At 44.4% G+C, this 18,850-nt stretch carries 18 protein-coding genes; 16 read left to right on the forward strand and 2 right to left on the reverse strand.

Annotated features, from left to right (window positions below; all coding sequences use genetic code 11):
* The first annotated feature begins 268 nt into the window (after positions 1–268).
* The 14 genes from pyrH (at position 269) to rnhB (ending at position 14,345) form a co-directional block, all read left to right on the forward strand.
* The gene (gene pyrH / locus C8N29_RS04015) at positions 269–1,000 is read left to right on the forward strand and encodes a UMP kinase (protein ID WP_107864756.1); all 732 of its coding nucleotides are present in this window, start codon (positions 269–271) and stop codon (positions 998–1,000) included.
* A 10-nt stretch (positions 1,001–1,010) separates the two neighbouring features.
* Entirely contained in the window at positions 1,011–1,565 is a 555-nt protein-coding gene (gene frr, locus C8N29_RS04020; protein WP_107864757.1) for a ribosome recycling factor, read from the forward strand.
* Positions 1,566–1,657: 92 nt separating this feature from the next.
* Entirely contained in the window at positions 1,658–2,428 is a 771-nt protein-coding gene (gene uppS, locus C8N29_RS04025; protein ID WP_275656196.1) for a polyprenyl diphosphate synthase, read from the forward strand.
* Positions 2,421–3,233, forward strand: coding sequence for a phosphatidate cytidylyltransferase (locus C8N29_RS04030; RefSeq protein ID WP_107864759.1), 813 nt, complete (start codon positions 2,421–2,423; stop codon positions 3,231–3,233). The genes uppS and C8N29_RS04030 overlap by 8 nt, the downstream gene beginning before the upstream one ends.
* On the forward strand, positions 3,234–4,403 hold the full coding sequence (gene ispC, locus C8N29_RS04035; protein WP_239986955.1) for a 1-deoxy-D-xylulose-5-phosphate reductoisomerase: 1,170 nt from the start codon (positions 3,234–3,236) through the stop codon (positions 4,401–4,403).
* Positions 4,404–4,414: 11 nt separating this feature from the next.
* Entirely contained in the window at positions 4,415–5,779 is a 1,365-nt protein-coding gene (gene rseP, locus C8N29_RS04040) for an RIP metalloprotease RseP (protein ID WP_107864760.1), read from the forward strand.
* An 11-nt stretch (positions 5,780–5,790) separates the two neighbouring features.
* The gene (bamA, locus tag C8N29_RS04045) at positions 5,791–8,076 is read left to right on the forward strand and encodes an outer membrane protein assembly factor BamA (RefSeq protein WP_107864761.1); all 2,286 of its coding nucleotides are present in this window, start codon (positions 5,791–5,793) and stop codon (positions 8,074–8,076) included.
* A 33-nt stretch (positions 8,077–8,109) separates the two neighbouring features.
* Positions 8,110–8,610 (forward strand): OmpH/Skp family outer membrane protein, encoded by a 501-nt coding sequence (locus C8N29_RS04050; RefSeq protein ID WP_107864762.1) that lies wholly within the window; start codon positions 8,110–8,112, stop codon positions 8,608–8,610.
* An 82-nt stretch (positions 8,611–8,692) separates the two neighbouring features.
* Positions 8,693–9,736: a UDP-3-O-(3-hydroxymyristoyl)glucosamine N-acyltransferase gene (lpxD, locus tag C8N29_RS04055; RefSeq protein WP_107864763.1), complete on the forward strand. Its 1,044-nt coding sequence runs from the start codon at positions 8,693–8,695 to the stop codon at positions 9,734–9,736.
* A gap of 149 nt (positions 9,737–9,885) precedes the next feature.
* The gene (gene fabZ, locus C8N29_RS04060; protein WP_107864764.1) at positions 9,886–10,344 is read left to right on the forward strand and encodes a 3-hydroxyacyl-ACP dehydratase FabZ; all 459 of its coding nucleotides are present in this window, start codon (positions 9,886–9,888) and stop codon (positions 10,342–10,344) included.
* Positions 10,345–11,121 (forward strand): acyl-ACP--UDP-N-acetylglucosamine O-acyltransferase, encoded by a 777-nt coding sequence (gene lpxA, locus C8N29_RS04065; RefSeq protein ID WP_107864765.1) that lies wholly within the window; start codon positions 10,345–10,347, stop codon positions 11,119–11,121.
* A 146-nt stretch (positions 11,122–11,267) separates the two neighbouring features.
* Positions 11,268–12,530, forward strand: coding sequence for a DNA adenine methylase (locus C8N29_RS04070; RefSeq protein WP_107864766.1), 1,263 nt, complete (start codon positions 11,268–11,270; stop codon positions 12,528–12,530).
* Between the two features lie 25 nt (positions 12,531–12,555).
* Positions 12,556–13,737 carry a lipid-A-disaccharide synthase gene (gene lpxB / locus C8N29_RS04075; RefSeq protein WP_107864767.1) on the forward strand — a complete coding sequence of 394 codons (1,182 nt, stop codon included), beginning with the start codon at positions 12,556–12,558 and terminating at the stop codon, positions 13,735–13,737.
* Complete coding sequence (gene rnhB / locus C8N29_RS04080) at positions 13,737–14,345, forward strand: ribonuclease HII (protein WP_107864768.1); 609 nt, start codon at positions 13,737–13,739, stop codon at positions 14,343–14,345. The genes lpxB and rnhB overlap by 1 nt, the downstream gene beginning before the upstream one ends.
* 76 nt (positions 14,346–14,421) lie before the next feature.
* On the opposite strand, the gene C8N29_RS04085 is transcribed toward rnhB, so the two are convergent.
* The gene (locus tag C8N29_RS04085; protein WP_107864769.1) at positions 14,422–15,360 is read right to left on the reverse strand and encodes an SDR family oxidoreductase; all 939 of its coding nucleotides are present in this window, start codon (positions 15,358–15,360) and stop codon (positions 14,422–14,424) included.
* Between the two features lie 71 nt (positions 15,361–15,431).
* Positions 15,432–16,244, reverse strand: a complete 813-nt coding sequence (locus C8N29_RS04090) for a lysophospholipid acyltransferase family protein (protein ID WP_170106883.1) — start codon at positions 16,242–16,244, stop codon at positions 15,432–15,434.
* A gap of 319 nt (positions 16,245–16,563) precedes the next feature.
* On the opposite strand from C8N29_RS04090, the gene C8N29_RS04095 reads away from it, so the two are divergent.
* Both C8N29_RS04095 and C8N29_RS04100 read left to right on the forward strand, forming a co-directional pair.
* Positions 16,564–16,836 (forward strand): HU family DNA-binding protein, encoded by a 273-nt coding sequence (locus C8N29_RS04095; RefSeq protein WP_107864771.1) that lies wholly within the window; start codon positions 16,564–16,566, stop codon positions 16,834–16,836.
* Between the two features lie 78 nt (positions 16,837–16,914).
* Complete coding sequence (locus C8N29_RS04100) at positions 16,915–18,819, forward strand: SurA N-terminal domain-containing protein (protein WP_107864772.1); 1,905 nt, start codon at positions 16,915–16,917, stop codon at positions 18,817–18,819.
* The last annotated feature ends 31 nt before the right edge of the window (positions 18,820–18,850 follow it).

Raw genomic sequence — 18,850 nt, forward strand, 5'->3', positions numbered from 1 at the left:
GCTAAGTGCTGTTCTTATATTTCGGCACGCCTGTGCTTTCTGTTAAGATTCACGCCCTGTATGTGAAGACAAGCGTCACAAGGTATGTGCGTACAGCCAGCTTATCAGATGAAGCATCCGTGTTATGAGCTAAGGCTTGACGTATTATGTCGTGACTCATTGGCTTCAAACTGCCCTCAAGTGGCGTCTGTCATGACAATACAGACTCAGGTCATAGAGCAGTAGAATAAATTGTTTAACCCTTTTCTTAGCGCCAAAGGAGACTCTCATGGTCGAACGCCGTCCTGCTTATCAACGTATCTTGTTAAAGCTTTCTGGTGAGGCGCTTGCGGGTGATGCAGATATGGGGATTGACCCTAAAGTGCTCAGTCGTATGGCCTTAGAAATAGGTCAATTAGTAGGGATAGGGGTAGAAGTCGGGATTGTACTGGGGGGCGGTAACTTATTTCGTGGCGCAGCTTTACAAGCCGCAGGTTTAGACCGTGTAGCAGGCGACCATATGGGCATGTTAGCGACGGTGATGAACGGTCTCGCCATGCGTGATGCGCTTGAGCGTAACAATATTAAAACCCGTGTCATGTCTGCCATTCCAATGAGTGGCGTGGTTGACCACTATGACCGTCGGGCAGCTACACGTGCTTTACAAAGTGGCGATGTCTGTATTTTTGTTGCGGGTACGGGGAATCCTTTTTTTACCACCGACACAGCTGCTTGTTTACGTGGCATTGAAATTAACGCCAATGTAGTGATTAAAGCAACCAAAGTAGACGGTGTTTATAATGCTGACCCCATGAAAGACCCAACGGCTGTTAAATATGACTATTTAACGTTTGACGAAGTGTTAGAGAAAAAATTAGGGGTGATGGACCTCACCGCTATTTGTTTATGTCGTGACCAAAATATGCCCTTGCGTGTGTTTGATATGAATAAACAGGGCGCATTATTGAATTTAATTTTTGGCCATACCGAAGGCACCCTCATCGGTAAACAGCCACGCTAAGGAGTTTGACATGATAAATGACTTAAAAAAGGACTGCGAAGTCCGTATGAGAAAAAGTGTAGAGGCCTTAGACCAAGCCTTTATGAGAGTGCGTACAGGTCGTGCCCATCCTGCTATCTTAAAAGATGTGATGGTACCCTATTATGGCATGGATACCCCCTTAAATCAGGTGGCCAATGTCGGGGTGGAAGATGCGCGGACATTAGTGGTGCAGCCTTATGAGCGCTCTATGATTCAGGCCATTGATAAAGCCATTCGTAACTCAGATTTGGGCTTAAACCCGATGACAGGTGATGTAATTCGTATTCCACTGCCGCCACTCACCGAAGAAACACGCCGTAATATGCAAAAAACTGCACGGGCAGAGGCTGAAAATGGCCGTGTAGCGGTACGTAATATTCGCCGTGATGTCTTAGCCGACATCAAAGAACTCTTAAAAGAAAAGGAAATTTCTGAGGATGAGGAGCGTCGTGCCAGTGAAGATATCCAAAAAATCACTGACAAGTTTATTGCGGAAATTGAAAAAGCTTTACAAGCTAAAGAAGCCGAATTAATGCAAGTATAAACATCCTTTCAGCATCTGCGTCTCATGGTTGGCTAATGACCATAAGTCGACATGATGCTGACCCTCATTGCCTATTATTAAGGATTAGTTTTGTGAGTATTGCGCCCGATATTGATAGCCATAGTGGCAAGTTACCCAAACATATTGCGATTATCATGGATGGAAATAATCGTTGGGCGAAAGCCAAAGGTTTGATGGGGGGCGCAGGCCATAAAGCAGGCGAAAGCGCGCTGCAAGCGATTGTCGAACATGCAGCGCGTCGACAGATAGACGTACTTACGGTATTCGCCTTTTCCAGTGAAAATTGGCGACGACCCGAACAAGAAGTCGGTTTATTGATGCGTTTATTTGTTCATGCCTTAGACAAACGGGTAGCAGAGTTACATAAAAATAACTTGCGTGTTCGTTTTATGGGCGACCGTCAACGTTTTTCGCCCTTATTACAACAAGGGATGGTGAATGCCGAACAAAAAACAGCTGCCAATACTGGCATGACCTTGGTGATTGCCGTGAGTTATGGTGGTCAGTGGGACATGGCGCATGCGGCTTATCAGTTAGCATTGCAAGTACAACAAGGGCAAATTAACCCACAAGCGATGTCCTTTGAGAATTTTCAGCAGTATTATCAACAGCATATTCAAATACACGACTTGCCGCCAGTCGATTTATTGATTCGTACAGGTGGGGATTTACGAATTAGTAATTTTCTTCTATGGCAAGCAGCCTATGCAGAATATTATTTTAGCGATTTATTATGGCCAGACTTTAATGAGTCGGCATTAGATACGGCACTTCAGGAATATGCACAGCGTCAGCGTCGTTTTGGTCGAACCAGTGCACAGGTAGAGGCTCATCATGCTTAAAGAACGGATAATCACTGCACTGATTTTAGTGCCTATCGTCATTTGGTGCGTATTTTTTGCCCAAGGAACGCATGCGTTTGCAGCCTTTGCAGGCGCAATTGTATTAGTTGGTGCATGGGAGTGGACGGCCTTGATGGCATGGCAGCAGCCTATCGCGCGTGCTTTGTTTACAGGGGTTGTAGCCATCGGATTAGTGGCTATGAGTCTGCCACATTTGAAGCATTTGCAACCTGTGCTCTATGCCGTATCGGTTGGCTTTTGGTTGATTGCTGTGCGTGCTGTCATTTTTTATCCGGAATCTGCACGATTCTGGGCAAAAACGCCGATTTTAGTACCGTCTGGTCTCATTTTATTGATTCCTGCATGGACAGCATTGTGTTACTTACATCAAGAATCACCACTGTGGTTGATGTATGTGTTTGTCCTCGTTTGGGGAGCAGATACAGGCGCGTATTTTGCTGGCCGACGTTTTGGTAAACACAAATTAGCTCCCAAAGTCAGTCCTGGTAAAACGGTCGAAGGTTTTATCGGTGGCGTGATATTGACCACAATGATTATTGTCGCTGTGGCTATCTCTCGTGATTTGAATGCCATGAAGTTTGCTGCTTTTGTGGGGTTGTCCTTGTTGACGGTACTGGCATCGGTGATGGGGGATTTGCTGGAGTCGATGGTTAAACGTCAGGCAGGCGTTAAAGATTCAGGCAATATTTTTCCAGGTCATGGGGGTGCGTTAGACCGTATTGATAGTTTAACTGCCGCAGCACCTTTATTTGCCTTAGGCTGGTGGGTGGCTGGAGGCTTCTAAGTGATGCAACAAATTACTATTTTAGGTGCTACTGGCTCTATAGGCCAAAGTACCTTAGCCGTCATTGACTTACATCCTGAGCGTTACCGTGTTTTTGCCTTAACTGCACATCAACGTATTGAGGAATTAGCACGCTTATGCCTCCGCTATCAACCACGTTATGCGGTGGTTCAGCAGGCAGCAGACATTTCTAAACTGGCGGCTTTATTACATTATCAAGGCACCGAAATCTTAGCTGGGACAGACGCTTTGGCTTATGTCGCTAGTCATGCAGAATGCGACACCGTGATGGCGGCGATTGTAGGGGCGGCAGGCTTATTGCCAACGCTGGCGGCAGTACATGCAGGAAAGCGAGTCTTGCTGGCCAATAAAGAAGCCTTAGTGATGGCAGGTGCGTTATTTATGCGCGCTGTCCAAGAGGCGAAAGCGACCTTATTACCCATCGACTCTGAACACAACGCCATTTTTCAGTGTTTACCCGCCCACTATGGGCAGGGCTTGACACAGGTCGGTGTCGAACGCATTTTATTGACCGCTTCGGGTGGTCCTTTTCGTCAATTCACTATGGCACAATTAGCGGCTGTGACGCCCGAACAAGCCTGTAAACATCCAAATTGGGTGATGGGACGTAAAATTTCCGTTGACTCGGCCACGCTGATGAATAAAGGCTTAGAGTTTATTGAGGCCTGTTGGTTGTTTAATGCCCGTCCAGAACAAGTACAGATTGTTATTCATCCACAGAGTATTATTCACTCCCTCGTTCAGTACGTCGATGGCTCGACATTGGCACAATTAGGTAATCCTGATATGCGGACACCGATTGCCAATGCCTTAGCCTTTCCCGAACGGATTCAAGCGGGGGTTTCGGCGCTGGATTTGTGTCAGCACCATTTGCAATTCTATCCGCCTGATGAACAGCGTTTTCCCTGTTTGGCGTTGGCTAGACAAGCGATGCAGCAGGGCGGTACCACACCTGCGATTTTGAACGCCGCCAATGAAGTAGCCGTTGCTGCCTTTTTGAACGAACAGTTACCTTTTATTGCAATTCCACAGTTAATTGAGACGGTACTTACACAATTGCCAATGAGTCCTGCTGATAACTTAGAGACAATTCTCGCAGCCGATGAACAAGCACGGCAACTTGCACAGCGTGCACTTTCTCGTTATTAGTGGTGTAATGTATGGGTATTCTGCAAATTATTATTGCTGCCATTATTGTGTTAGGCCCATTAATTGCGATTCATGAATTTGGGCATTTCTGGGTGGCACGTCGTTGTGGTGTTAAAGTATTAACCTTTTCGATTGGTTTTGGTCCTGCCTTAGCCAAGTGGCGAGGTAAAGACGGTGTAGATTATCAGCTCGCTGCCATCCCGTTAGGCGGATTTGTGCGTATGGTGGATGAGCGTGAAGGGGAAGTGCCTGTAGCTGATATTCCTTACGCCTTTAACCGTCAGCCCGTCTTAGCGCGTATGGCGATTGTTGCGGCAGGCCCACTGATTAACTTGGCCTTCGCCGTCTTATTGTTTTGGGTATTGTTTTTACAAGGTGAGGAGCATCTCAAAACTATCGTTGGTTCAGTAAAACCTAACACGCCCGCAGCGGTTGCAGGTTTACAAGTGGGTGACCATATTGTTGCGGTCGATGGTAAACCTCTGTCAGACTGGGAAGGCATCACCTATGCGTTGGTAAAACATATCGGTGAAACAGGTCATGTTCAGCTCACGGTGGAGTCTAATCATGCCACACAGAGCCAAATCATCAACGTACCGATTCGTAATTATCTCAATACGCCCAATCAAGACCCCATTACCGCACTGGGTTTTACGCCATATCAACCGCCGCTAGAGCCGATTATTGGTGAGGTCGTTGCTGACGGTGCTGCTGCCAAACAAGGCTTACAAACGGGTGATAAAATCCTTGTTGCCAATCAACAGCCCATCAAAACATGGCAAGATTTTGTTGAGATTGTCCGTACACATCCCGAAAAGTCCTTTAGCGCGACCATTGAGCGTCATGGTCAACAACTGACCTTATCACTCACCCCGCGTATGGAGCGTGATGAGCTAGGACATAAAGAAGGAAAATTGGGTATTGGCTTAAAGCAACAGCCCATTAACATTCCCCCTGCATATATTCAAAAACAGGACTATAACCTGTTCAGTGCGTTTGTCAGAGCTTGTGATAAAACCTATGACTTAATTGTCATGACCGTCAGCTCATTAGGGAAAATGATTATTGGTTTAATTGGTTTGGATAACCTGAGTGGGCCAATTACCATTGCCAAAGTGGCAGGGCATACCGCAGATATTGGCTGGCAAGCGATGATTGGTTTTATGGCCTTGCTCAGTGTGAGCTTAGGGGTACTGAACTTATTACCTATTCCTATTTTAGACGGAGGCCATTTAGTGTATTACGCCATTGAAGGTGTGCTTGGTCGTCCTTTATCTGAATCTGTTCAGCAAGTTGGTTTGAAAATTGGTTTCGCCATCATGGGCTGTTTAATGTTTCTAGCAATTTTTAATGATTTAAGCCGCTTATTTGGCTAGTGGAATTTTTTATGCTTAAACGGCTTTCGACTATCGCTGTAGGTTTTGTATGCGCTGCTAATGCCTCTGCCGATGACTTTGTGGTCAAAGATATTCGTTTAGAAGGTTTAATGCGAGTGTCACCTGCCAGTGTTTATGCACAATTACCCATCAATAACGGTGAGCAGGTCAATGACGATAAAATTAGTCAAGCGATTCGTGCCTTATTCAAAACAGGCAACTTTGAAGATGTCAGTATTGCGAAAGAAAATGATGTCTTGATTATTCAATTGGTTGAGCGTCCCGCAATTGCGACCATCAAAATCGATGGCAATAAAGCCATTGATACGGATACCTTGATGAAAGCATTGAAAGATGCAGGACTCACCGAAGGCGAAGTCTTAAAGCGCGCTACCTTAGACCACATTAAAGGAGAGCTAGAGCGTCAATATTTTAGTCAAGGCCGTTACGATGCCTCCATTACCGTCACTAATACGCCTAAACCACGTAATCGTGTTGCCGTCGATATTAAAATCGACGAAGGAAATTCGGCCAAAATTAAAGCCATTAATATTGTCGGTAATCAGGCCTTTAGTGAAAAAGACTTACTCGATTTTTTTCAGCTTAAAACGACCCATTTCACCTCTTTTTTCAAAAATGACGACAAGTATGCCAAGGAAAAACTCGCAGGGGATTTAGAAAGTTTACGTTCTTATTACCTTGATAGGGGCTACATCAATTTTACCATTAACTCCAATCAAGTCACGTTGAGTCCAGACAAAAAAAATGTCTTTATTGATATCAGTATCAGTGAGGGCGATAAATATAACTTTGGCACTAGCAAAATTTTGGGCGATTTAGTTGTGCCCGAAGACGATTTGAAAAAGTTATTGTTGGTCAAAACGGGTTCAACGTATTCGCAACAACTGGTCACAGCCACCACCAAGTTAATGCGTCATCGTTTGGGGACGGATGGTTATTTATTTGCCGAAATCAATCCCATTCCTGAAATTGATGACACCACTAAAACAGTCAATCTCAATTTTTATGTCAATCCTGCTAAAAAAACCTATGTACGTCGGATTAACTTCAAAGGAAACGTGAAAACGGATGACCATGTTTTACGTCGAGAAATGCGCCAATTTGAAGGGGCATTAGTCTCTACCGATAAAATTGATTTATCTAAGTTACGTTTGCAACGCTTAGGTTTTTTTAAGGATGTGAATGTTGAAACGCCTAAAGTCGCCAATACGCCAGACCAAGTCGATGTTAATGTGACGGTAGAAGAGCAGCCGTCAGGCACATTAACAGCCAGTTTGGGCTATTCCCAAGGTGCAGGGATGATTTTTAGTTTGGGTGTGAGTCAAAATAACTTTTTGGGCACAGGTAATCGGGTATCGGTGAATTTGAATCGCTCCGATACCAGTGACTCGTATAATTTGGCCTTTCTTGACCCGTACTTTACCCTAGATGGTATTAGCCGTGGGTATAACATTTATTATAAAAAAACCAAGTTTGACAGTCTTAATGTCAGCCGATATGTCACGGATTCCAAAGGTGCAAGTTTAACCTTTGGTTATCCCATTGATGAAACTAAAAGCATTAGTTTGGCACTCGGTTTTGACCAAACGGATATTACAACAGGTACCTTGGCCTCACAGTTAGTACAAAATTTTGTCAAGTCTGAAGGAAATACCATTAACAGTTATACAGGCTCTGTCTCTTGGAACTATAGCACCCTAAACCGAGGCGTATTTGCAGACCGAGGGGCATCTCAACGTGTTGGCTTAGACTTTGCCATGCCAGGCAGTGATGTCAGCTATCTGAAGTTATCGTATAGTGGCCAAGTCTATTTTCCTCTCAGTGACGATGTCAGTTTACGTTTAAGAACGGATTTGGGTTATGGTGATAACTTACCGTTCTACAAACACTTTTTTGCAGGCGGCTATGGTTCGGTACGTGGTTACCGTGATAATACCTTAGGCCCACGCAGTCCCGCCTATGCAGGTGACCCTGACCCTGAAGTGGTAGGGGGAAATATCTTAGTAGAAAACAGTGCGGAGCTTGTTGTACCGACACCTTTTGCCCGCGAAAATCGTCAGTTACGTACGGTGTTTTTTGTGGATTCAGGCATGGTGTATTTTGGTAACGAAGACCCCTATAACTTTGATTTAACAAATTTACGTTATAGTGCAGGGGTCTCGATTGCTTGGTTAACGGCAATTGGGCCGTTATCGTTTAGTTTGTCGCGGCCACTGAATAAACAGCCAGAAGATGAAACACAAACATTTCAATTTACCATTGGTCAGCCATTTTAAGCGGCTGTTCATTTATTGTTAGGAGCGAGGGTTATGCGTATAAAATCCACTTTAGTGGCCTTAATGTTGGCTGCAATGACGACGCCTGTCATGGCAGGTAATGCCGCCGTAGCAGATAGTCAAGCGGCTATTTTGGCGAGTGACTTTGCCAAAAAGACATTTGAAAAGTTAAATGCAGATATGAAACCGCAACGCGACCGTTTAGACCAGTTGCGTAAAGATATTGCAGCCATAGAAGAAAAATTCCAAAAAAATCAGGCTGTCATGAGTGATAAAGATAAACGTGAATTGCAAAAACAAGCAGAAGCGAAATTATCCGAATTTAAGTCCTTAGCCGATGCACTACAAAAGCGCGCACAAGAAGTCCAAAATGACATGTTAAAAACCTTGATTCCTAAAACAGAAACGGTGGTTGAAGAGTTAAGAAAAGCAGGCAATATCGACATTATCATTGAGAAGAAAAATGTGATTTTTGCTGACCCATCCGTTGATTTAACGAAAAAAATTACTGAAAAATTAAATGCAATGAAGTAATCCCTTCTGCATTCATATTCGAGCCGAGCCAGTCCCTGTGTGATTGGCTTTTTTAGGGCTTATTGAGTCTAAGAGAACAGCAATGACCACATGGACTTTAGCGCGTATTGCCGAGTTGGTAGGTGGCGTAGTTCAGGGTAATCCCGAATATAGCATTCATGGTTTGGCGACCTTAAAAAGTGCCCAAGCACACCAATTGAGTTTTTTGGCTAACCCCTTATACAAATCCGCTTTGTTGAGTACACAAGCGGGAGCGGTACTCTTGAGTGCAGATGACGCAAGCACTTATCAGGGGCAAGCCTTAATTGTTAAAAGTCCTTATGCAGCCTATGCACAATTGACGCATTACTTTGACCGTACGCCAACCCCCACAGTGGGGATTCATCCACAAGCAATCATTGCCGCCTCTGCCACGATTGACCCCACAGCGTGTATTGCTGCAGGTGCGGTGATAGGCGAAGACGCTGTTATTGGCGCAGGGACTATGATTGAGTCAGGCGCGGTAGTTGGTGCACGTGTGACGATGGGGAATCAGTGTCGCATTCGCGCCAATGCGGTCATTCATCATGATTGTCTGTTGGGCAATCGTGTGACGATTCATTCGGGTGCAGTGATAGGGGATGATGGTTTTGGTTTTGCCCCCCATCAAGGCCGTTGGCATAAAATTGCCCAAATTGGTCGGGTCGTATTACATGATGATGTCGATATTGGTTCTAATACCACCATCGACCGTGGCGCCTTGGATGACACCATTATTCATCAAGGGGCAATCATTGATAATCAAGTACAAATTGCCCATAACGTCGAAATTGGTGCACATACCGCTATTGCCGCCTGTTGTGGTATTTCAGGCAGTAGTAAAATTGGTGCTCATTGTGTGTTAGCAGGTGGGGTAGGTTTAGTCGGCCATATCGAAATTTGCGATAAGGTGCATATTACGGGCATGACGATGATTACCAAATCCATTACTAAAGCGGGCAGTTATTCATCGGGAACCGCCTTTGATAGTACCGATAATTGGAAAAAAATGGCGGTACGTTTGAAAAAATTGGACGACATGGCCAAACGTGTGCGTGAGTTAGAGACTCTAGTCAAGCAACTAACGGCCAATCAATCGTCTGTTTGATACGCTAAAAATAGCGCATCAGTGCGGATAAAATAGCGCCTCTGTAGGACTGAATCGCTGAAAACACGAAGTAATTGCTGTTTTGTTGGCTTGAACAAGGCATAATAGCGGGCTTGAGTCTTCAGCGTGAAAGGCAGATGAGAGCGAGCATGACGGATAATATTCAATTACCCCTTTATACCGATCAAATCAAAGAGCTGTTACCCCATCGTTATCCGTTTTTACTGATAGATAGAGTGACGGACATTGAACTAGGACGTTCAGTGCAAGGCTATAAAAACGTCACGATTAACGAAGAATACTTTAATGGCCATTTTCCAGAGCATCCCGTCATGCCTGGTATGTTAATTTTAGAAGCCATGGCGCAAGTGTCAGGTATTCTAGGCTTTTTGACCAGTGGCAAACGTCCAGCCGATGGTCATATTTATTTGTTTGTGGGTGCAGACAATACACGCTTCAAGCGGCAAGTCATTCCTGGTGATTGCTTAACCTTGTATTCGGAGTTTGTCACCAGTAAGCGTCATATTCATAAATTTTCATGTCGTGCGATGGTCGGTAATGAATTAGCGGCTAGTGCAGATATTTTAGTGGCCGAACAGGTAATATAAATGACAATACATCCAACGGCGATTATTGATAGTAATGCCCAAATTGCAGACGATGTCATCATCGGTCCTTATACGATTATTGGTGCAGATGTGGTTATTGGTTCTGGGTGTGAAATTGGCCCGCATGTCGTCATTAAAGGGGCAACAACCTTAGGTAAAAACAACCGTATCTTTCAATTTGCGACCATTGGCGAAGATTGCCAAGATAAAAAATATAAAGGCGAGCGTACATTTTTAGAGATTGGCGATAACAATACCATCCGCGAAAACTGCACTATTCATCGAGGTACTGTACAAGATAACAGTATCACACGTATTGGTAGTCATAATTGGTTAATGGTTAATACACATATTGCACACGACTGTATCGTTGGTGATAACTGTATTTTTGCCAATAACGCAGGTTTGGCAGGACACGTCAAAGTCGGTGACGGTGTCATTGTCGGTGGTAACACAGGCGTACATCAGTTCTGCCAAATTGGCTCTTACGCGATGATGGGGGGTGCCAGTTTAGTCTTAAAAGATATCCCAGCCTTTGTTATGGTGTCAGGGAACCCAGCACAAGCTGCAGGCATGAATTTTGAAGGCATGCGTCGTCGCGGTTGGTCGAGTGATACCATTATGTTGTTAAAGCGTGCCTATAAAGTCGTGTATCGTCAAGGTTTAACCTTAGAAGTGGCAATTCAACAGCTCGAACAGGATATTTTGCCACAGTGTCCCGAAGTGCAATTATTTATTGATTCACTCAAAGCCTCAACACGCGGGATTACACGTTAGTCTGTGTGCTCACTGATGACCGCTAGCTATAGCGGTCATGTGTCTGTTGTCTTGGCAAATCATTTATAGCCCACCGTCAGTATTGTTTTGCTCATCGGCACACGGCATTGAGACGGAATTTTCTATATTGTCACTGATTGTGCCTTATGTTTCATTATCATAAAGACTCACATGCGGCAGCCACTACGCAAGAGTATGTTTTTCAACAATTAATTCCCTATATTGGTAACAAGCGTCGCTTGTTGACCATGATAGCCGAGGCCATTCAATATACAGAAATAAATCCGCGTCAGGCCACATTCTTAGACCTTTTTGCAGGCAGTGGTGTGGTCTCGCGTATGGCAAAACGGATGGGGTTTAGGGTCTTGGCCAATGATTGGGAACCGTATTCAGCCGCCATCAATCAATGTTACATCGCATGCAATCATGCCCCTAATTTTCTGGATTTAGGCGGTTATGACAATGTTATTGCCTACTTAAATGCCTTAAACCCTGTAGAAGATTGGGTAACACGGCATTTATGTCCGAGTCACGATGTCTATTTTGATATTCGCGTCGACCGTATGTTTTTTACTCGCTTTAATGGTCAGCGTTTAGATGCCATGCGTGAGCAAATAGAGCAGTGGCAACAAGCGCAACTCATTACCCCTTATGAGCAGGCCTGTTTACTTGCTCCCTTATTGTTTCAAGCCAGTTATACCAGTAATACCAGTGGCGTTTTTAAGGCCTTTCATCAAGGTTGGGGCGGTAAAACGAAAACTGCACTCAGTCGTATTTTGTCGGTCTTAGAACTAAAAGAAGCCGTATTTTATGATAATCAACGTGCTAATCAGGTGTATCAATTAGACAGTTTTATTTTGGCGCAACAACTGGCACAAACGAATATCAAAGTCGATATTGCCTACTTAGACCCACCGTACAATCAACATGCCTATGGTAGCAATTACCATGTGTTGAATAGTTTGACTTTATGGGATAAGCCCTTAGTCAGTGAAAAAATTCAAGGCCGCAATAAAGCAGCGATTCGTCAAGATTGGCGCACTGAACGTCGTAGCCCCTATAATTACCGTGGCGAAGCCGAACAGGCCTTAGCCCATTTATTGTCAGTTCTAGACGCACACTTTATTTTGGCAAGTTACAGCACAGAAGGCCTAATTAGTTTAGAAAGTCTAGTCAGCTTGGCGCTTGCACGGGGTCATACAGAGTTGTTATGTTATGCGCATAAACGCTATCGCGTCAGTGCGGTGCGTAGTTCGGCTAAACCGATGATTGTCGAATTTGTGTTAGTCATAAATACGCATAAAAAGCATAAAGGTTGGTCGATAGATGCTTTTTGTCAACATATCCGTCAAACCGAGCAGCAAGCCTTAGCACAGCATGCGTTATTGACATTCAATGAAGCACTATAAGTCATTCAAAAGATGAGAAAATAATATGCAGACAACACAGCGCCCCCTCGTGTTTGGTTTAGTAGCAGGTGAGGTATCGGGTGATACATTGGGTGCAGGTTTAATACGTGTCTTAAAGCAACAATACCCTAATGCCCGTTTTGTCGGGATTTGTGGGAGTCAAATGCTTGCTGAAGGAGGGGAGACATGGTTTCCTATGGAGCGTTTGTCCGTGATGGGGTTGGTGGAAGTTTTAGGTCGTATCAAAGAATTATTTGCTATTCGTGCCGAATTAGAACAGCGATTTGTGACCGAAAAAGTAGATGTTTTTATTGGTATTGATGCGCCTGATTTTAATATAGGCTTAGCTGCCAAACTCAAAGCGCAAGGCATTAAAACCGTACATTATGTGAGTCCTTCAGTGTGGGCGTGGCGCCAAGGTCGTATTCATAAAATCAAGGCGGCCATTGATTTAATGTTGTGTTTGTTGCCATTCGAAAAACAATTTTATGACCAGCATCAATTAGAGGCGGTCTTTGTGGGGCATCCCTTAGCCGACAGTATGCCTTTACAGAATGATACGCAGGCAGCACGTCAGCAATTACAATTAAGCACTAATCAACCTGTGATTGCACTATTGCCTGGTAGTCGCGGGGGGGAAGTGTCTCGTTTAGCAGAGCCGCTATTTGCCGCAGGTTTGGCATTACAAAAAAAATATCCTACGGCACAATTTATCATTCCCGCTATTAATCGGTTACGCCAACAACAAATTGAAGCCTTATTAGTTGAGTCAGGTTTGCAAGCCACCGTATTAACCGCAAGTAGTATGGGTGCAAGCGTGGGCCGTTTAGTGATGGCGGCAGCGGATGTCGTGGTATTGGCCTCTGGCACAGCGACCTTAGAGGCCATGTTGCTAAAAAAACCGATGGTCGTCGTTTATAAACTGCATTGGTTAACCTATTTAATTGTTAAACTACTCAGCCATGCTCGTTTTATTAGTTTACCCAACTTACTGGCTAATGAAGCCTTAGTACCTGAATTAGTACAGCAGCAAGCAAGCGCAGAGAATATCGCTCGTGCTAGTCAAGCGTGGTTAGAGCATCCGCAACACATTCAACAGTTACAACAGCGTTTTGATGACTTGCATCGTTTATTACAAGCGGATGGAAGTGTCACGGCTGCAAAGGCTATTCTAAAACTTATAAACAATCCAATGAGAACATCTTGATGGAATTAACCGATATTTTTCAACGCTACCGACTCATTGCAGGGGTTGATGAAGTAGGACGTGGCCCTTTAGTGGGCGCAGTAGTGACGGCAGCAGTGATTCTTGACCCCAATCGCCCGATTGAGGGCTTAAAAGACTCCAAAAAGTTGACGGATAAAAAACGTGAAGCATTAGCCGAGGACATTAAAACCCATGCGCTGGCATGGAGTTTAGGGCGAGCAGAACGTCTAGAAATCGATGAGTTAAATATTTTAAAAGCAACCTTGTTGGCCATGCAGCGTGCTGTGAATGCCTTGAGCATTCATCCTGATTTTGTATTGGTTGATGGTAACAAAACCCCAATTTTTACCTATCCCGCACAGGCGATTGTGAAAGGTGATGCCTTAGTGCCTGCGATTAGTGCGGCGAGTATTTTGGCAAAAGTAGCACGCGACCAAGAAATGTTGATATTACATGATAAATACCCACAGTATGGTTTTGCTGACCATAAGGGGTATCCGACAGCTAAGCATTTGGCAGCACTCAAGGAGTTTGGACCCATTATGGAACATAGACGTTCATTTGCCCCTGTCAGAGAGGCAGTGAGCCAACGTTTATTAGCCTTATAGAATAGATATGATGCCCGCCCTGTTGCACGAGGTGGGATGGGGGAACAGTGACGCCCGTGTACACGGGCGAGGCTGTTTAACTCTTTAAGTTACGGTAATGGGCAAAAATTTCTTTTAAGCCATAACGTGGCTTAAAACCAAAGGTTTGTGCAAATAAAGAACCGTCAATGGTTGCGGCATACTTAAAATAGTCGATAAGGTGCGGGGGGAATAACTCCCGTTTGAACACACTCGACAACAGTTTAGGCATATTTTCTGGTACAGACGGTACAGGCAGTTTTTTGCATCCACATAACTCAATCGCACTTTGATAAGGGACGCAATCGTCGGGCGCGACGTTATAAATACCAGGCTGATTTTGGTCAAAGGCGGTTACAATCGCATCGGCCATGTCCTCCAAATGAATAAACTGCATCATTGGCGAAAAACCCATTAAGACGGGGACGCGTGGCTGCATTAATGCCTGACTGAGGGTGTTGTTAACACCAGGCCCCACGATATTACAAGGGCGTAAAATCGTGATATGTAAGTCTGGATATTTCCATAAATAAATCGTTGCTAAATTTTCAAGTTCTACCGAGTCTACTAAATCCATGGTAATCCCTGCCGCTTTTAAGGGCGAGCTTTCACTCAAATAGGCGGGATTGAGGGGGTGCGCACCATAAACAAAGTAAGTCGATAAAATCAGGGTTTGTTTGACGCCATATTTACGTGCTAAATCTAATAACCGTTGACTGCCAATCACATTAGCGGCATAACGGCCTTCGCGGCTATATTCGTTGGTACCAATCCGACCTAAGTGAATAATCCCGTCAAAATTATATTCCTTAAATAAATCCTCAAAACGACGCTTATTAAAATCGACGTGATAGCTTGGAATATCTTCGGGCATACTGACTTCCCGTCGACTATCGCACACGACTAAGCGGTATTTGCCATGTAAACGGTTAATGACTTGTTGTGCCAGTGCGCCTGCCGCACCTGTAATTAATATGCACGGTAATTTTTCGCTCATGTTCTAGTTCCTTGTCTCAGGCATGTACGTATTAACATAAAATCAAGATATCTTAAGTGTGGATAATACACTCAACGACGGTCACTGTTTTTGTCTTGTGCTTGTTGAATCAATTGGCGAATTTTAGCCTTGACGACATTCACTTTAGCTTCTAAGTCCTCTTCACAATGAATAGGCCCGTCAAAATACATGGGTTCGCCATACACTAAGGTCACGCGTGTCGGAATGGGAAAAGGGACAGTAATCGGAAAATAAGGTAAATTAAATTTTTTCGCTAAGCCTTCGGCATTACCAAACATAGGGAGGGCTTCTTCACAACCCACAATACCGACAGGAATAATCGGTGTATTGGTCTCAATAGCAATGTGCATAAAGCCATTACCAAAACGCTGGAGTTGGTACCGACGGGCAAAGCCTTTGCTAGTACCACGCATGCCTTCGGGAAAAATAATAATCGCTTCTTCTTTTTTGAGCATGTCATAACAGTTTTGTACTTCACCTGTCACTGCACCAATTTTATTTAGCAAATTGCCCATATAAGGCATATCGGTAAATAAACGCTCAATCATCGCACGTGGCACACGTGGCGCATAAGGGTTGGTGAGTAAGCTGTAGCCAACCAGCATGCCATCTAACGGTAAATAACCTGAATGATTACCGACAACCATCACCCGACCTTGTGCAGGAATATGTTCGCGGCCAAAGGCCTGTACCTGAAAATAACGCTCATAAAAATAACGCATCAGCGCGGCGGCTTTGTAGGCTGTTTCTTTATGGTAGCCCCAACGGTCATAATCTAAGCTGCCTAGGGCTTTGGGTGCATTATCTATATTTTGTTTTAAGTCGGCAGGTAATAACCAATCTTCAAATTTTTTCAACCGCATCTTATGCATCCTAGAGTCAATGGTGTGTTATGCTAGCAATAACGACAAATGATTGTTAAGTCAAACACAAAAAAACAGCTTTTAGCGATGAAATACAATACATCAACCGTCTTTAGCTTGACCCTAGTGTATTAGCGTTGTTATAAATTGCGTTCATTGCGCTGCGCCTAAGTTAGCTGCGTATGTCGTTTTCAGGCATTAGGCCTATAGTTTGTCTTTAACCGCACAGAAGTATACCAAACAACGTCTAGATTCGGCGTTAAGTGGTAGTCTGTATGATTCCTGATTTTGAAGATCAGACCAATAACAAGGGGAAAAAATGAATAAGTCCGAATTGATTGATGCGATTGCTGGCTCTGCTGAAATTACAAAAGCGGATGCAGGCCGTGCTTTAGACGCAACGATTGCTGCAATTACGGCAGCATTAAAAGCGGGTGATGCAGTGACCTTAGTTGGCTTTGGTACTTTCAGTGTTAAAGAACGTGCCGCTCGTAAAGGCCGTAATCCTAAGACTGGCGAGTCGTTAGATATTGCCGCCAGCAAAGTACCTGACTTTAAGGCAGGTAAAGGCTTAAAAGACGCAGTTGCTTAAATGAGCACTGTGTTGTTAGTTTAAGCGCGCCCCGTTGGGCGCGTTTTATTTTCGTTTTTTCATGCGTGGTGGATATTCATGCAGGCCTTTCGTGATTTGATACGTGGTTGGCTCGGCAAAGCCTTGCTTGTGTTGTTACTTGTTCCTTTCGCTTTAGTCGGAATAGAATCTTATTTTGTCGGTGGTCAAGCCGCACCAGTTGCCACAGTCAACGACCAAGAAATTGGTCAATTGGAGCTTGATCGGAGCGTTGACCAACAAAAACAACGAATCTTAGCCAGTTTAGGGGAAAACCCAGACCCGTCTTTAATCAATACCACGGTATTACGCCAGCAAGTGTTGAAGGATTTAGTCGACCGTGAAGTGCTAAATCAATATGCGGTGAATGCGGGATTGTTGGTTGATGATGCCAAAATTGCTAAACTACTGCATGAAGCCCCCTCATTTCAAGAAAACGGTGTCTTTTCTCAAGCCCGTTACGAACAAGTGTTGCGTAATATGGGTGAAGACCCTGCAACCTTCCCCGCCAAAGCTAAAAAAGAAATTGCGGTCAGTCAGTTGACGACAGGACTAGGTCAGTCTGCCTTTGTCACCGATAAGCAAATGAATAATTTGTTAGCGGTGATGGGACAAAAACGAGATATTCATATAGCTACTGTCTCTGCGGCGGCATATTTGACACAAGTAAAAGCAACCGATGCGGAAGTACAAAAGTATTATCAAGATAATGCCGCAAAATACACCGTAGAAGAGCAAGTTGCCGTTGACTATATGGAGTTGGGTATTGAGCAATTCATCAATAAAGTGATTGTCTCAAATGAAGATTTAGACGCCCGTTACGCTGAAAAATTAAAAGATGCTGAAAAAAATGAACAGCGTCAAGCCTCGCACATCTTGATTAAAATCGGTGATAAAGTAAAAGAAGCTGATGCGCTTGCTAAGATTCAAGAGATTGAAAAACGTGTCAAAGCAGGCGAAGATTTTGGTGCTTTGGCCAAAACCTTGTCTCAAGATGAAGGTTCAGCGACCAATAATGGCGATTTAGGCATGGCAACTCGCGGCATGTTTGTCCCTGAGTTTGATAAAGCCTTATATGCGCTCAAAGTCGGAGAAGTGTCAGCCCCTGTCAAAACACAATACGGGTATCACCTGATTAAGTTATTGGCCGTCCAAACACCCCCAGTCCCTAGTCTGGCTGAGTTAAAGCCTGCGTTAGAGTTAGAGATTCGTGGCATCAAAGCTGAAGAGTTGTATATAGAAGCCGTTGAGAAAATGGATGCCTTAGCTTATGAGTCCGCTGATTTGCAAGAGGGGGCTAAACAATATGGTATCGCGATTCAAACATCTCCCTTATTTACTAATAAAGGCGCAGCGACAGGGATTATGGCTAGCCGTAAAGTGGTACAGGCAGCATTTAGTGAAGAAGTCTTAAAAGAAGGTAAAAATTCTCAAGCGATTGCTTTAGATAACAAACACAGTGTTTGGTTGCGCGTCAATAAACACTTACCTGCGCGTGTGAAGCCCTTAGAGGAAGTCAAAGTCGATGCCCGTTTAGCAACAGAGTTAGATAAAGCCAGTTTGTTAGCTAAGGCTCAAGCAGAGACGATTGCTAAGGCGGTCAATAGTGGTAAAACTGCGACTGAGATTGCGTCACAGTATAATTTGCAATGGCAAGAGTTTTTAGCGACCGAGCGGCGCGCACCTTCTCCTGCGCCAGAACTACTCAAAACGGCTTTCCGTCTACCCATGCCCAAAGCGAATACGATGACGGCACAAACTGCACCGTCAGGTAAAGACTTTGTGGTCGTGGCGGTGAGCCGTGTCGAGGCGGGGACAGCAGCGACCTTTACCGATGAGCAAAAGAAGCAAGCGATGGCAAGTTTAGCGAATACCGTAGGCCAGCAAAATCTCAAAGATTTTATTGTTCACTTACGTGCGCAAGCTAAAATTAAAGAAACAGCGCCTAAAGCTGCAGAGCAATAATGTGCGTTGTGTGTTGTCCTAGAGACAACCG

Origin of the sequence: Agitococcus lubricus, from assembly GCF_003051055.1 — a bacterium.
GTDB lineage: Bacteria > Pseudomonadota > Gammaproteobacteria > Pseudomonadales > Moraxellaceae > Agitococcus > Agitococcus lubricus.